Below are 14,674 nucleotides of genomic sequence, written 5' to 3' on the forward strand. Positions count from 1 at the left end.
GCAAGCGGAACAGGGGTCCGGCGCGGCAGGCGCGTCGGACGAATGAAGGAGAGACCATGCCCCAACCGTCCCGGCTGTGGGGAGAGAACCTGACGCTGGCCTACGACCAGAGCGTGATCTCCCGCGATCTCGGGATCACCATCCCGGACAACTCCTTCACCGTGATCGTCGGCCCCAACGCCTGCGGCAAGTCGACGCTGCTGCGCGCGCTGTCGCGGATGCTCAAGCCCAGCGGCGGGGCGGTCCACCTGGACGGGCGGTTGATCGGCTCCTACCCCTCGAAGGAGGTCGCCCGCCGCCTGGGGCTGCTGCCGCAGTCCTCGATCGCGCCGGACGGCATCAGCGTCGCCGACCTCGTGGCGCGGGGGCGCTACCCGCACCAGAAGTTCCTCAAGCAGTGGTCGCGCACCGACGAGAAGGTCATCAACGAGGCCATGGACGCGACGGGGATCGTCGACCTCGCCGGGCGCATGGTCGACGAGCTGTCGGGCGGCCAGCGCCAGCGGGTGTGGCTGGCCATGGTGCTGGCTCAGCAGACGCCGCTGCTGCTGCTCGACGAGCCCACGACCTACCTGGACATCGCCCACCAGATGGACGTCCTGGACCTGTGCGCCGAGCTGCACCATGAGCGCTCCTACACGCTGGTCGCGGTGCTGCACGACCTCAACCACGCGTGCCGGTACGCCACCCACCTGATCGCGATGAAGGACGGCCAGGTCGCCGCGGAGGGCGACCCCGCCGACATCGTCACCGAGGAGCTGGTCGAGGACGTTTTCGGCATGCCGGTGCGCGTCATCCCCGACCCGGAGACCGGAACCCCGCTGGTCGTCCCGGTCGACCGCGGCGGCCGCATCGCCCGCCGGAGAGCGCCGGAGGCGGCGGAGCGGATCGAACAGGCGCGCAGCGCCTGACGCACGGCACGCGCCTCAGGGCGTCTCGTCCAGCAGGACCAGGTCGACGCGTTCGGCGGGGCCGCGCTCGCAGGCGCCGACGTCCGACGTGTAGGCGCGGGTGGCGGGGTCGCCGTCCGGGGGCGGCGACATCCGGCAGGTCCACTCGCCGACCTCGGCGACATAGCCCGCCGCCTGCTGGTCCGCCTCCGGGATCGCGAGGTACTCCTCCACGACCGGCCGGACCTCGTCGCAGGCCAGGTCGCCGCGTGTCGGCACCAGGTAGGCGCGCTCCACATCCGGGACGCCGTCGACCACTCCGCAGATGCCGCTCTCCAGGCCGCCGAAGCCCGAGTAGTTCCAGTTGTGCTCGGTGCCCCCGGCGGTGTAGTCGAGGCGGAGCGGATGCCCGTCGGCGTCCGTCCACAGGTCGAAGCGGACCCCGGAGTGCCGCTCGCCGTCCGCCGCGGGGGCGAACCTCCCGCCGACGTGCAGCGCCGGCGTCCCGTTCAGGCGGCCCTCGATGCGCTCGGCGACCCGCATCGTCTCCATCAGCTCCTCGAACGGCTTCACCGCCGGGGTGCGCGAGCCGAGCCGGTCGCCGGCCGACTCGTCCGGGAGCGCCGCCACGACGTACCGGCCCTCGACACCGCCCCCGAAGTCGCGCCGCAGCAGCAGTTCGGACTGCGGCCGGTAGACGTAGGCCGTGCTTCCGGCGGCCGGCGCCTCAGGATCGCCCAGCAGGGTCGCGGTCTGGAAGAAGGGCTCACCTTCCAGGGACGTGAGGACGTGCTCGCGGCGCTCGGCGGTGGGCGTGCCCCCGCCCTCGACGTCCTCGACCGCGCGGTAGCTCTCGCCGGACTTCAGCGCCGCCGCGGCCTCGGACACGGCCTGCTCCGCGGAGCCGAACGGGGACTCGGGCGACGGCGACTCGCTCGGCGCGGCCTGCGGCTCGCCCGCGAACGAGGCGGCGGTGAGGAAGCCTCCCGCGCCGATCACCATCGCCGCGGCCATGCTCGACACGGTCACGACGGCCGTCGCCAGCGCCCCCGGTCTGCCGGGGCCGGGCGCATCGGCGGCAGGCACCGTCCCGTTCGCGGGTGCGCCGTCGGCGCCGGAGCCGCCGGTCGCCGACGCGTCCGGGGAGACCGCTGAGGCGTCGGCCTTCCAGCCGGCGGCGATGATGGCGCGCAGCCGGTCGGCCAGCTCGCGGGTGGGCGTCTGCGAGGTGTCGTCGGCGGAGGCGTAGGCGACCAGCCCGCGGTAGGCGCTCTCCGCGGTCGGCCGGGAGCCCGGGTCGGCGACCAGGGCCAGCCCGATCAGTGGTGCAAGTTCGCCCGGTACGCCGTCGAGGTCCGGGCTCCCTTCGCGGACGCGCAGGTGCGGGTCGGCCTCCTCATCGGCGGCCCCGGCGGGCATGAACGGGTGGCGCCCGGTCGCGGCGTAGGCGACCAGGCAGCCCCACGAGAAGACGTCGCCGGACGCGGAGAGCGGGGCGCCCTCGGCTGTCTCCGGACTCGCCCACTCGGCCCGACCCATCGGAATGTCGGCGGCCGCGAACGCGGACCCGCCGGTGCCCCCGAGTGCGTCCAGCCCGGCAAGGCGCGGGCCGTCCGGGGCCAGCACGACGTCGTCGGGGGTGATCGCCCCGTAGGCGAGCCCGGCCGGCTCGGCGCCAGTGAGCGCCTCGGCCGTGCCCGCGGCCAGCGCGAGGAGGGCCTCGCGCGGCAGCGGCCCTCGTGCTTCGACCTGGGAGCGCAGGCTGGGCCCGGAGGGGGCCCCGGTGGCCACCCACGGGCGTTCGGCACGGGTGTCGGCGGCGAGGACGGGCAGCGCGCAGACGCCTGCCACGCCCTGCAGCGCCGCGATCCTGCGCTCAAGCGCGGAGCGCCCTCCGGGGTCTGCGGCGAGCCGCTCGTCGGCGACCCGGACGGCGATGGGGGATCCCTGGGAGTCGGTGGCGCCGTAGACGACGCCCGCGCCGTCCTGGGCCAGCCGCCCGGTCAGCGTGTAGGGCCCGACCGACCCGGGGTCGCTGTCGGCCAGCGGTCGCAGGTGAGGGGAATGGGGCACGTCACCGGCCCCGTGCTGCGCGCTCATACTTGCTTCTTTCTGCTCGCGAGCCGGCATGCGGCTTGCTGATCGGGGCCCGGAATCCCCGGCACAGGACGGCGGCCTGCTCGTCCTGGCCGCGGTCGCGGTCACCCGGTCGGGGGTAGCGGGGCAGCCCGCAGGCCGTACGCACTGCGGGGCGGGAGCGGCCGGCGCCGCATCGGCGGACCGGTCGCCGCGCCGGGGAACGCGGTGCCGCCGACCGGTCCGTGCGGCGGATTCCTCGGGGACCGCGGTATCCGGACGGAGGGCGGACACTCCGGCGCCCGTCCCTGCGCCGGCGGCGTGGAGGAGGGACGGATTCCTCTGTGTGGCAGGGTATTCGCTACGGCGCACGTTCGGCGAGGCAGGGCCGGTGAATCACCCCCGCCACCGAGCCCGGCAGAGTCTGCGGGAGCAGGGCCGGCACCGAGGCGCCGGCGGCACGCCCTCGCACATGCGGTCGGACTCGATCATGTCCGCGAGTCTCGCCGCCCGGCGCCCGCAGCCGACACCTGCGAAAGTGCGACCGCACCGCCGAGGTGGCGCCGGCCGGCACCCGGCGGGACGGGCACGCGGAGCCCGCCCGCAGGCCGCGGCCTCCCCGATCCGGCCCTGCCAACCCGTCCTGCGGGCGCACGGACGGCACCCGCAGGACGAGGAGAGGCCTTTCTCAGGCCGGCGCGCCTACCAGGCCAGGGAGACGCTGGCTCCGTCCGGGACGATGCGGGGTACGGACTGCTCCTGGCCCGCGGTCGCGACGAGGTCGCCGGTGCAGTCGGGGCCGGAGTACACGCCGGCGGCCGCGGGGATTCCGGGGCTGCCGTAGGTGTTGGCGATCGACCGGATGGGGGTCTTCAGGTTCACGCAGCCCGCTCCGGCCTGGAGGGGGACCAGGTCGCCGGCGAAGCCGTACCCGGTGTATCCGCAGATGCTGCCGGCGTCGCAGCCCGGCGGCAGCGCGGTCGGGGAGTCGTCCGCTGCGGCGGGCAGGGGAGCGGTCGCGAGGGCGGCGGCCGCTGCGAGGACGGCCGCACGGAGGGTTGTGCGCATGGGGAATCGCCTTTCGGGTCGAGCGGCCTCGCAGCCAGGGTCCCCCATGCGCACAGCGAAGTCGACGGGCCCGCCGCCGAATGCCGGATCCGGTCACGGGCACCGACGGTCGTCCGCGCCGGACGGCCCCGACCGGTGCGGGAAGTCACCCGGGTGCCCCGCCCCGTCGCCGCCGAACCCCGGGGCGCGGCGCCTCAGCCCTTCTTGCGCCCCCTGCGCTTGGTGCGCTTGGTACGTCTGCGCAGCCAGCTGAAGACGATCGCGAGCAGCCCCGCTGCCCCGATGGCCGGCAGCGCGCGCTTGAGCAGCGGCAGGCCGACCGTCGAGACCAGGTCGATGCTGTCGTCGCGCGCCCGCAGCCCCGGGCTGTCGGACCGCGCGTCCCGCTCCGGCCGGACCTGCGCCCCGCCGGAGTCCCGCCCGCCCGGCTCGCCGGACGTCCCGGCCCGGTGCTCCTCCTCGCCGGCCTGCGGCGGCACGACCGCGTTGGCCGCCGTGCCCGCCTCGGCAGTGGCGGTGCCCGCCGTCGCCGCCGAGCTGGAGCGCGACCCGTCGCCGCCCCGGTCGGCAGTCCGCTCGCCCTCGCCAGGGCCGCCGCGGTCGGCGGCCGCCTGCCCCCCCTCCAGTTCGGCGGCGAGGTTGTCGGCGAACCTCTGGACCAGCTTGGCGCTGACGTCGGCCATCACGCCGCGCCCGAACTGGGCGACGCGGCCGGTGACGGTGAAGTCGGTGTCGACGGTCACCTCGGTGGTCCCGTCGTCCCGCCCGTGCAGCCGGGCGATCACCGTGGCCGAAGCGGAGCCGGAGCCGCGGGCCTCCTTGCCGCCCGCGTGCAGTTCCACGCGGTGCTCCGCGGCGTCGATCTCGGTGAAGTGGGCCTCGCCTCGGTAAGTCACGCTGATCGGCCCGACCTTCACCCGCACCTTGCCGGTCATGGTGTCGCCCTCGACCGACTCGAGGGTGGCCCCCGGCATGCACGGTGCGACGCGCTCGACGTCCATCAGCACGTCCCAGGCCTGGTCCACCGGTACCGGAACCGTGAACCGGTTGTTCAGCCGTGTACTCATTCGCAGCGCCGCCTTCCTGCCGCGTTCGGCGTCATCGGCTCGCCCTCCATCTGCCCCGCGTGCGGGCGCTTCGAACCCAAACCCTTACTACCCGGCGCGGAGCCGGCCACCCGCCGCCCGGGTGTGATGGGCGGGCCGGCCGCCGCAGCGGCCGGCCCGCCCCGCATGGCACAGGGCCGCGCGGCCCGAGCTGCCATGCCGGACGCCTCAGACCCCCGCCGCCCGTGCGAGCGCCCGGCCCGTCAGGACGCGGGCCAGGTGGCGCCGGTAGTCGGCCCGCGCATTGAGGTCGTTCGGCGGATCGGTACCCGCGTCGGCCGACTGCGCGGCCTCCCGCAGCGCGTCGGCGCGAGCCGGGACGCCCCGGCAGGCCTCCTCCACCCCGCGGGCGCGGACGGGCGTGCTGCCCATGTTCGTCAGACCGATGCGCGCCTCGGCGACGGTGCCGCCGTCGAGGCGGACCGCCGCGGCCACTCCCACGATCGCCCAGGCCTGCGCCGCCTGGGAGAACTTCTCATAGTGGCAGGACCACCCGCCCATCTTCGGGAAGCGCACCGCGGTCAGCACGTCGCCGACGTCCAGCACGGTCGTCAGGTAGTCCTGGAAGAACTCCGACGCCTGCACCGTGCGCTCGCCGTCCTCACCGCTGACCATGAACTCCGCGTCCAGGGCGAGGGCGACCGCGGGCAGGTCGCCCGCCGGGTCGGCGTGGGCCAGCGATCCGCCGAGGGTCCCGCGGTGGCGCACCGCGGGGTCGGCGACGGTCCGCGTGGCCTGCGCCAGCAGATCGCAGTGCTGCGCCACCATCGGATCGCGCATCACCTCGTCGTGCGTGGTCATCGCGCCGACGCGCAGCCGATCGCCGTCGTCGGTCACACCGCGCAACTCGGTCAACCCGCTCAGGTCCACCACCACGTCGGGGTAGGCCAGGCGGAACCGCAGCAGCGGCGTCAGGCTCTGCCCGCCCGCCATGACCTTGGGCTCCTCGCAGTCGGCGAGCACCCGCACCGCCTCGGCGACGTCGTCGGGCCGCACATAGTCGAACTGTGCCGGGATCATCGCTGCCCTCCCTCGCTGCGCTCGGCCTCGCGGGCCTCGGCGATCGCCCGCCACACCCGCTGCGGCGTGCACGGCATCCGAAGATCGCGCACGCCGAACGGCCGCAGAGCGTCGACGACCGCGTTGACCACCGCCGGAGTCGAGGCGATCGTGCCCGCCTCGCCCACGCCCTTGGCGCCCAGCGGGTTGGTCGTCGACGGCGTGACCGTGCGGTCGGTCGTGAAGTCCGGCAGGTCGGCCGCCGTCGGCACCGTGTAGTCGGCCATGGTCGAGGTCAGGAGGTTGCCGTCCGCGTCGTGCACGGCCTCCTCGTACAGCGCCTGCGCGATGCCCTGCGCCAGGCCGCCGTGCACCTGCCCGTCCACGATCAGCGGGTTGACGACGGTGCCCACGTCGTCGACCGCCGTGTAGGCGCGGATGTCCACCTCGCCGGTCTCGGTGTCGACCTCGACGGCGCACAGGTGGGTGCCGTGCGGGAACGAGAAGTTCTCCGGGTCGAAGGTGGAGTCGGCGTCCAGCGACGCCTCGGCCCCCTCCGGCAGGTCGTGTGCGGCGAACGCCGCCAGCGCCACCTCCTGCATGGTGGTGGCGGGACGCTCGGTGCCGCGCACCGTGAACCGCCCGGCAGTGAACTCCAGGTCGCCTTCGTCGGCCTCCATCATGTGGGCCGCCATCCTGCGGGCCTTCTCGACCACCCGGTCGCAGGCCTCGACCACCGCCGTGCCGCCCACGACGAGCGAGCGCGACCCGTAGGTGTCCATGCCCTTGGGCGAGACACGGGTGTCGCCGTGCAGCACCTCGACGTCCTCGAACGGCACCCCGAGCCGGTCGGCCGCGATCTGGCTCCAGGCCGTGGCGTGGCCCTGCCCGTGCGCGCAGGAGCCGGTGACGACCTCGACCTTGCCGGTGGGCAGCATCCGCACTGAGGCGTTCTCCCAGCCGCCGGCCCCGTAGGACAACTGCCCCAGCACCCGCGAGGGAGCCAGCCCGCACATCTCGGTGTAGGTGGAGATCCCGATGCCCAGCTGCACCGGGTCGCCGCTGTCGCGGCGGCGGCGCTGCTCGGCGCGCAGCCCGTCGTAGTCGAACAGCTCCGTCGCCCGGTCGGTGGCCGCCTCGTAGTTGCCCGAGTCGTAGGTCAGGCCGGCGACCCCGGTGTGCGGGAACTCCTCGTGCCTGATCCAGTTGCGCCGCCGCAGCTCCATCGGGTCCATCCCGATCTCGTCGGCGAGCTCGGTCATGATCCGCTCGATGCCGTAGGTCGCCTCGGGCCGGCCCGCACCGCGATAGGCGTCGGTGGGCATCTTCGTGGTGAAGACCCCGGTACAGCTGAACGAATAGGCGTCCATCTTGTAGATGCCGGGGAACATGAACGCGCCGAGAACCGGCACGCCCGGGGTCACCAGCATCATGTAGGCGCCCATGTCGGCCAGCAGATCCACCTTGAGTCCGCGGATCCGGCCGTCGGCGTCCGCGGCGATCGAGATGTCCTGGATCTGGTCGCGCCCGTGGTGGGTGGTCTGGAACCCCTCCGTGCGGGTCTCGGTCCACTTGACGGGCTTGCGCAGCCGCCGGGCGAGCAGCAGCGCCAGCACCTCCTCGGCGGTCACCTGCAGCTTCGACCCGAAGCCGCCGCCGACATCCGGCGCGATGACCCGGAGCTTGTGCTCGGGAACGCCGGTCGTCATGGCCAGCATCAGCCGCAGGATGTGCGGGACCTGCGTGGCCGACCACAGCGTGAAGGAGTCGCCTTCGGGACGGCAGACCACCGAGCGGGGCTCCATCGCCGCCGGGATCAGCCGCTGCTGGTGGTAGCGGCGGTTCAGGACGATGTCGGCGCCGCCGAACGCGGTGTCGACGTCGCCCGCCGTGAACGGCCACACGAAGGCCTTGTTCCGTCCCTGCCCCTGGCCCGAGCCCGCGTGCACCAGCGGGGAGTCCTCGGCCAGCGCCGCCTCCATGTCGACCACGGCGGGCAGCGGCTCGTACTCGACATCGACGGCCTCCAGCGCGTCGGCGGCCGCGTAGGCGTCGCGCGCCACCACGCACGCCACGGCCTCGCCGACGTAGCGCACCTCGTCGACCGCCATCGGCGGGTGCTCCGGCAGCGCCATGTCCTCGGTGACCGGCCACGCGCACGGCAGGCTGCCCTGCTCCTCCGCGAAGTCGGCCCCGCTGAACGCCGCCGTGACGCCGGGCTGCTGCATGGCCGCCGACGTGTCCACCGCGACGATGCGGGCGTGCGCGTGCGGGCTGCGCAGGAACGCCACGTGCAGCATGCCGGTCTGCTGGATGTTGTCCGTCCAGTTGGTCTGCCCGGTGATCAGCCGGGCGTCCTCCTTGCGCAGGCGCGGGCTGCCGACCTGGTCGGTGCGCGGCGCCTCAGGTGCCGTCGTCATGGCTATGCACCCCCGCTGGCTGCGTGCGGTGTGGGCTCCTGCTCGCGCACCACCTGGGGCGGCACCCCGTGTGTGCGCGGCTCGGACCCGGCGGCCTCGGCGCGCATGGCGGCCGCGGCCTTGTGCACCGCGCGCACGATGTTGACGTAGCCGGTGCACCGGCACATGTTGCCTTCGAGACCCTCGCGGATCTCCTGGTCGTCGGGGTCGGGGTTGTCGCGCAGCAGGTCCAGAGCCGCGATCATCATGCCGGGCGTGCAGTAGCCGCACTGGAGGGCGTGGGTCTCGTGGAAGGCCTGCTGGATCGGGTGCAGTTCGCCGTCGGAGGCCAGCGCCTCGACGGTGGTGATCTCGTGTCCGTCGGTCTGGCAGGCGAGGACCGAGCAGCTCTTCACCGACTGCCCGTCCATCAGGACGGTGCAGGCGCCGCAGTTGGTGGTGTCGCACCCGACCGGGGTGCCGACCTTGCCCAATTGCTCACGTAGGTAGTGGACGAGCAGCCGGCGGGCTTCGACCTGGTCGTCGTAGCGCACGCCGTCGACTGTTACGCGGATGTGTGGCATGGGGCCAAGACCTCCTCAAGTAGTGGCCTCAGTCAGTTACTACTGGTCATGGGAGGTTCGACCACCGTAAAACACGAGGTGTGGGCTATCCAGGCCCCTTTCCGCAAGTTCTTTGGAAAGGCCGTGCGCCGCGCGCCGACGCCGGGAACGCGGCGCGTTCCCGGGCGTATCCGCGTGTCGGGCGCTCAGCCGCCCGAGCCGTCAGGAGGATCCGGGATCCGGGTCCGACCCGCGGTGCTCGCGGCCCTCCTGCTGATCGCGGCGGTCGCGCGAGGCCGCCAGCGCTCGGGCGATCCCGGCGATGCCCAGGCCCACGGCCAGCACGGGCACGATCCATACGGCCTCGAAGCCCCAGCGCGAGGGGCCGGAGACGACGAACGCCGTCCCCAGCGCTATGAAGAGCAGGCCGGCGATCAGCGAGCCCCAGTCGGTCCTACGTCGCCGCATGCCGCACCTCCAAGTCACCGAACTGCGAGGCCAGGTCGACCACGAGCGTGGGCGGCCCGCCCCGCTCGTCCTTCCCGCCCTGCCGCACCTCGCCGGAGGAGGCCGCTGCCCCGCCGCCCGCGCCGCCGCCCCGGGCGTCCGAGCCGCGGGCGGCCGCCGCCGGGTCGGGCTCGATCGTCTCCCGCACGTCGAGCCCTATGCCCCAGCGCACCGCGTCCGGGGTGCGGACCTCGCCGGAGGCCCGGCTGCGAACCTCCACGCGTGCGTCCTTCGGCACCAGCACCGTCAGCGTCCCGAATCCGACCTCGGCGCCGACTCGCACGCGCTGGCCGGGCTCCAGCGGCACCCGCGTGAGGTCCAGCCGCGCCTCCCCGCCCGTCAGTTCGTGGGGCCGCCCGGCCGCGGCGACGGACTCGGGACGCCAGTTCAGCGAGCCGAACCGCAGGTTCGACGCGTCCACCGCTGCCGAGCACACCAGCAACAGGGAGGCGACGGTACCGACGGTGATCAGACCGCGGGGGTCGCCGACCCAGGCGCCCGCCACGGCGGCGATGCCCACGATCACGACGACGCTCCCGAGAAAGGTCGGACCTGTCTGGGGACCGAGCAGGGCCTCGACGAACGGAGTGGGGGTCGCCGCCACCGTGATCGCGGCCGCCGCCACCACCGCCCACCAGACGATGCCGAGCAGGCGGAACCCGCGCGCCCGCCGACGGTCCCGCCTGCGCACCCGACGGCTCCTGCGCCGCTCGCGCGCCCCCTCGCGGCGCTCCTGGGCGGAGCGCAGCCGCGCCTTCGCGGACCGCGGGCCGGGACGGCCCGCGTCGCCGCAGTCGTCCCCGCCGTGCAGGGAGCCCTTCCCCGAAGCGCCCTGCGTCCCGGCATCGGCACCGTCCGCGCCCGCCGCGCCGCCTGTACCGTCCGCGTCCGCCGCGCCGTCCCGATCGGGGTCGGACACCACCGCCAGGTCCACCGGCCCGCTCGGCGCCTGCGCCCACGGCTGGGCGGGGTTGTAGTACGCCGGCTTGGGTGCGGGGGGCGGTGTGGACGGCGGCGGCTCGGCCGACCGCAGCAGCCGGGGCAGCTCCCGGTAGGCCGCGCGCAGGTCGACGCCGCGGTTGTGCGCGACCAGCGCACCCAGGATCAGCGGGGTCGCCAGCATCAGCGTTCCCCAGCTGACCCCGCCGATCAGGCTCAGCGCCACCCCCAGGGCCACGCCCAGCCCCAGCAGCGCCGGAACCGCGCGGTCGTCGATCCGCCGGTTCAGCAGCTGCTCGAACATCGCCGGGCCGCGGCCCGCATCGCGCATCGCCATCCACGCGCCCACATACAGGAGAACCCCGGTGAACCCGGCCAGACCCGTGATCGCGAAGCCCACCCGCCACACGATCGGGTCGATGCCCGTGTAGGCGCCCAGGCCGGCGCACACCCCGGTCGCCAGACCGCGTTCGTTGTCGCGGACCAGCTCCGGGGGGTGCTCCGGCCCACCGGCGGGCGCGAAGGAGGATCGGGGCGGGGACGGCGGGGCGGTGCCCGCCGTCTCACCGGGCGAGGAGCCCGCGGCAAGACCGGTCGGCGGCGGGGCGTCCCCGTCGCCGGGCCCGCGCGCCGCGCCGTCCGCTCCTGGTCCGCTCTCGTTCACCGCGCCCTCTCCGCCTTCGGCCGACAGCTCTGCCGGATGGTCCCATCCTCCCCCGCCACGTGCTCGAACGCCCATCCGGAACTACCCGGACCCGACCCTGAGGCGCCGACGGCGAGTCCCGGGGCGGGTCCCTGATGCCCCGACGCCTCGGGTGGGGGCATCCTGGGTCGCACGGGCGCGTTCACCGCCGCGCCGCCGCCGTGCTCCGCGGCGGCGCAGCGGTCGGCCCCGCCCGATGCGCGCGGAACGCGCGCCGAGCACCTGAAGGGAAGGCACGGACAGCGTGACGGAATCGGCGAGTCCGCGGACCCCGGCGCCGAGCCTGGTGCGCCCGCGCGACGGGCGCCTGGTCGCCGGAGTGGGCGCCGGACTCGCCGCCCACCTGGGAATCGACGCCGTCGTGACGCGGCTGGCGCTGCTGGCCCTGTGCTTCGGCGGGGTGGGCATCGCGGTCTACATCGTCCTCGTGCTGTTCATCCCGGTCGAGAAGCGCGCGACCGGCGATCCCTCCGCTGCGGTCGAGGCCACCCCCGAGGACACGGCCAAACGCAAGGGCCGCGACATCAGCCAGCTCCTGGCCTACTGCGCCCTCGCCGGCGGGCTGGGCATGCTCGCCCTGCTCTTCGGCGGCTGGTTCCAGCCGGTGCTGTGGTTCATCATCTTCGGTGCGCTGGGCGCCACCATCCTCTGGCAGCAGGCCAACCCGGCGCTGCGAGAGGAGTGGATGTCGACCTCGGTGCTGGGCCAGAGCAGCAAGAGCTGGCTGCGCACCGGCGCGGGCATCCTGCTCGTCGTCATCGGCGCCATCGGCTTCCTCGTCTTCCAGCAGCAGCTCAGCGAGGCACGCGCCGGGCTGACCTTCGCAGCCACGATCATCGCCGGCATGTGCGTGATCGCGGCGCCGTGGATCATCGGTCTGGTGCGCGAGCGCGACCGGGAGCGCCGCGAGCGCATCCGCAGCCAGGAGCGCGCCGAGCTCGCCGCCCACATCCACGACTCCGTGCTGCACACCCTCACCCTCATCCAGCGCCGCGCCGAGGATCCGCGGGAGGTCCAGCGGCTGGCCCGGGTGCAGGAGCGCGCCCTGCGCAGCTGGCTCTACCAGCGGCCCGCCGACGCCGAGACCACGGTCAAGGCGGCGCTGGAGCGCGTGGCCGCCGAGGTCGAGGAGGCCCACGGCGTGCCCATCGAGGTGGTCTGCGTCGGAGACGGCCCCATCGACGACGGCGTCCACGCCGAGCTGCGGGCCGCCCGCGAGGCCATGGTCAACGCCTCCAAGTACGCCGGGAGCGACTCGATCTCGGTGTTCGGCGAGGTCGAGCCCGAAGAGGTCCTGGTCTTCGTCCGCGACCGGGGCGCCGGATTCGACCTCGACGCCGTCCCCGAAGACCGGATGGGCGTACGCGGTTCCATCCTCGGCCGCATGGAGCGCCACGGCGGCAACGCCCGCATCCGCACCGCCCCCGGCGAGGGCACCGAGGTGCAGCTGCGCATGCCGCGCGACCAGGAGCAGCCGGCCTGACCCCTGCGATCGGCTGCGCGCGTGGCCGGACCCGGGCACCGGCGCCTGCGGCCGGGGACCTGTGGGTAGAGTCCGTGTTGTGGAAGACGAGAGCACCGCGACCTTCGCAGAAAGCGGCACCCCGCCCCGCGTCGTCATCGTCGACGACCACCGGCTGTTCCGCAGCGGCGTCCGCGGCGAGCTGGGCGACGCCGTGGACGTGATCGGCGAGGCCGGCGACGTCGACAGCGCCGTCCAGGTCATCGCCGAGAAGCAGCCCGACCTGGTGCTGCTAGACGTCCACCTGCCCGGCGGGGGCGGCAGCGAGGTCCTGCGGCGCGTCCTGTCCCGCCGTCCTGAGATCCGCTTCCTGGCGCTGTCGGTCTCCGACGCCGCCGAGGACGTCATCGGGGTCGTGCGCGGCGGTGCGCGCGGCTACGTCACCAAGACCATCTCCGGGCGGGAGCTGGCCAACGCCATCGTCCGGGTCGCCGACGGCGACGCCGTGTTCTCGCCGCGCCTGGCCGGGTTCGTGCTCGACGCGTTCTCCGCCACCGACGCGCCGCCCATGGACCCCGAGCTCGACCGCCTCACCCAGCGCGAACGCGAGGTGCTGCGGCTCATCGCCCGCGGCTACGCCTACAAGGAGTGCGCCAAGGAGCTGTTCATCTCGGTCAAGACCGTCGAGACCCACGTCTCCTCGGTGCTGCGCAAGCTCCAGCTTTCCAACCGGCACGAGCTGAGCCGATGGGCCACGGCGCGCAAGCTCGTTTGAGAACGGCGACCGTCGGCGGGGTCCGTTCCGGCCGCCTAAGTGTCAGCGCAGCGCGTCGGTCATCCGCTTGAAGAACGCCTCGCCGTCCACGTCGCCCACCAGCGTCACGGCCGGGCGCTCGTCGCTGCGGTCGCGGTTCAGGCGCAGGTCGGCGACGGTCTGGCCGCGCGTGTGCTCGCCGCGCAGCTCCACGCGGACCGGCACCTCGACCGCCTCGGTCACCAGCGCCGGATCGAGCAGGACGGCCGCCGCCAGCGGGTCGTGCATCGCGCACCGGCGCGCGCCGAACATCCCCGAGTACCAGTCGGTGTAGAAGCGCAGGATGGCCGCGGTGGTCTCGGCCCGGCGCCCCTCGACACGCTCCAGTCCGTCCAGCCAGTCCGCGGTGGCCACGGTGCGCATCGTGACGTCCAGCGCGACCAGCGTGGTGTCGAACCCGGCCCCCAGCACCACGTCCGCGGCCTCCGGGTCGGAGGCCACGTTGGCCTCGGCCAGCGGCGCGGTGTTGCCGGGAGCGCGCACCGCGCCGCCCATGACCACCACGCGGCCGAGCAGCCGCGGCAGGTCTGGCTCGATGCTCAGTGCGAGGGCGATGTTGGTCAGCGGCCCCAGGGCCAGCACGTCGATCTCGCCGGGTGCCGACCGCGCGCTGCGGACCAGCGTCTCGGCCGCCGAGAGGTCCGCCGGCGCGGCAGCCGGCTCGGGGAGCTCGACCCCGCCCAGACCGTTCTCGCCGTGCACGTGCAAAGCGGGGCGCGGCGGCTGTGCGAGCGCGCGCCCGGCGCCGCGCGCCACGGGAACGTCCGGGCGGCCGTAGAGCTCGAGTAGCCGCAGCGCGTTGTCCGTGGTCGTCGGCACGAGGTTGTTTCCGAAGACCGAGCCCACGCCGACCAGCTCGACATCGGGCTGGGCGGTCACGTAGGCCAGCGCCAACGCGTCGTCGATCCCGGGATCGCAGTCGACGTAGATTCGCACTCTTCCAACCCTTCTGCCACGTGGTTCCCGCCGCCCCGGCCGACGCGCGCCGCTGCTCATGCCCGGACGGGTGCTCGCACGGACAGCCTAGATCGTTGATGGGGGTTGTTGGGTGTCCCGGGTCAGTGGTCGTAGGCGATCAGAGACCGTTTGACCGGGGCGTCGATGAGCCAGTTGTGCCAGATCGCGGCGTTGAGGGCGCAGATGCGCTG

General features: G+C 74.1%; 12 protein-coding genes. 3 read left to right on the forward strand and 9 right to left on the reverse strand.

Annotation, left to right across the window (positions count from 1 at the left end):
- Positions 1–56 precede the first annotated feature (56 nt).
- Entirely contained in the window at positions 57–911 is an 855-nt protein-coding gene (locus RM446_RS20040) for an ABC transporter ATP-binding protein (protein ID WP_311546908.1), read from the forward strand.
- A gap of 15 nt (positions 912–926) precedes the next feature.
- Here the strand turns inward: RM446_RS20040 and RM446_RS20045 are convergent, their stop codons facing one another.
- From RM446_RS20045 to RM446_RS20080, 8 genes are all read right to left on the reverse strand, one after another.
- Positions 927–2,990 (reverse strand): serine/threonine protein kinase, encoded by a 2,064-nt coding sequence (locus RM446_RS20045; protein WP_311546909.1) that lies wholly within the window; start codon positions 2,988–2,990, stop codon positions 927–929.
- Positions 2,991–3,668: 678 nt separating this feature from the next.
- Positions 3,669–4,034, reverse strand: coding sequence for a hypothetical protein (locus RM446_RS20050; protein WP_311546910.1), 366 nt, complete (start codon positions 4,032–4,034; stop codon positions 3,669–3,671).
- A gap of 194 nt (positions 4,035–4,228) precedes the next feature.
- Positions 4,229–5,101: an SRPBCC family protein gene (locus RM446_RS20055; protein ID WP_311546911.1), complete on the reverse strand. Its 873-nt coding sequence runs from the start codon at positions 5,099–5,101 to the stop codon at positions 4,229–4,231.
- Between the two features lie 207 nt (positions 5,102–5,308).
- Positions 5,309–6,160: an FAD binding domain-containing protein gene (locus RM446_RS20060; protein WP_311546912.1), complete on the reverse strand. Its 852-nt coding sequence runs from the start codon at positions 6,158–6,160 to the stop codon at positions 5,309–5,311.
- Entirely contained in the window at positions 6,157–8,559 is a 2,403-nt protein-coding gene (locus RM446_RS20065) for a xanthine dehydrogenase family protein molybdopterin-binding subunit (protein WP_311546913.1), read from the reverse strand. The genes RM446_RS20060 and RM446_RS20065 overlap by 4 nt, the downstream gene beginning before the upstream one ends.
- Before the next feature lie 2 nt (positions 8,560–8,561).
- On the reverse strand, positions 8,562–9,122 hold the full coding sequence (locus RM446_RS20070; RefSeq protein WP_311546914.1) for a (2Fe-2S)-binding protein: 561 nt from the start codon (positions 9,120–9,122) through the stop codon (positions 8,562–8,564).
- Positions 9,123–9,323: 201 nt separating this feature from the next.
- Complete coding sequence (locus RM446_RS20075) at positions 9,324–9,569, reverse strand: hypothetical protein (protein ID WP_311546915.1); 246 nt, start codon at positions 9,567–9,569, stop codon at positions 9,324–9,326.
- Positions 9,556–11,211, reverse strand: coding sequence for a PspC domain-containing protein (locus RM446_RS20080; protein WP_311546916.1), 1,656 nt, complete (start codon positions 11,209–11,211; stop codon positions 9,556–9,558). Before RM446_RS20080 ends, RM446_RS20075 begins: the two co-directional genes overlap by 14 nt.
- A gap of 283 nt (positions 11,212–11,494) precedes the next feature.
- Between RM446_RS20080 and RM446_RS20085 the strand changes: the two genes are divergently transcribed.
- Entirely contained in the window at positions 11,495–12,733 is a 1,239-nt protein-coding gene (locus RM446_RS20085) for a PspC domain-containing protein (RefSeq protein WP_311546918.1), read from the forward strand.
- A 79-nt stretch (positions 12,734–12,812) separates the two neighbouring features.
- Entirely contained in the window at positions 12,813–13,487 is a 675-nt protein-coding gene (locus tag RM446_RS20090; RefSeq protein ID WP_311546919.1) for a response regulator transcription factor, read from the forward strand.
- 42 nt (positions 13,488–13,529) lie between these two features.
- Here RM446_RS20090 and RM446_RS20095 read toward each other — a convergent pair whose 3' ends face one another.
- On the reverse strand, positions 13,530–14,462 hold the full coding sequence (locus RM446_RS20095) for a nucleoside hydrolase (protein WP_311546920.1): 933 nt from the start codon (positions 14,460–14,462) through the stop codon (positions 13,530–13,532).
- Between the last annotated feature and the right edge of the window lie 212 nt (positions 14,463–14,674).

Source organism: Streptomonospora wellingtoniae, assembly GCF_031845375.1.
GTDB classification, from domain to species: domain Bacteria; phylum Actinomycetota; class Actinomycetes; order Streptosporangiales; family Streptosporangiaceae; genus Streptomonospora; species Streptomonospora wellingtoniae.

What these genes read in the sequence shown, in the direction of transcription:
- RM446_RS20040 (WP_311546908.1), top strand. Translation starts at nt 57, where the DNA reads ATGCCCCAACCGTCCCGGCTGTGGGGAGAGAACCTGACGCTGGCCTAC.
- RM446_RS20045 (WP_311546909.1), bottom strand. Translation starts at nt 2,990, where the DNA reads ATGAGCGCGCAGCACGGGGCCGGTGACGTGCCCCATTCCCCTCACCTG.
- RM446_RS20050 (WP_311546910.1), bottom strand. Translation starts at nt 4,034, where the DNA reads ATGCGCACAACCCTCCGTGCGGCCGTCCTCGCAGCGGCCGCCGCCCTC.
- RM446_RS20055 (WP_311546911.1), bottom strand. Translation starts at nt 5,101, where the DNA reads ATGAGTACACGGCTGAACAACCGGTTCACGGTTCCGGTACCGGTGGAC.
- RM446_RS20060 (WP_311546912.1), bottom strand. Translation starts at nt 6,160, where the DNA reads ATGATCCCGGCACAGTTCGACTATGTGCGGCCCGACGACGTCGCCGAG.
- RM446_RS20065 (WP_311546913.1), bottom strand. Translation starts at nt 8,559, where the DNA reads ATGACGACGGCACCTGAGGCGCCGCGCACCGACCAGGTCGGCAGCCCG.
- RM446_RS20070 (WP_311546914.1), bottom strand. Translation starts at nt 9,122, where the DNA reads ATGCCACACATCCGCGTAACAGTCGACGGCGTGCGCTACGACGACCAG.
- RM446_RS20075 (WP_311546915.1), bottom strand. Translation starts at nt 9,569, where the DNA reads ATGCGGCGACGTAGGACCGACTGGGGCTCGCTGATCGCCGGCCTGCTC.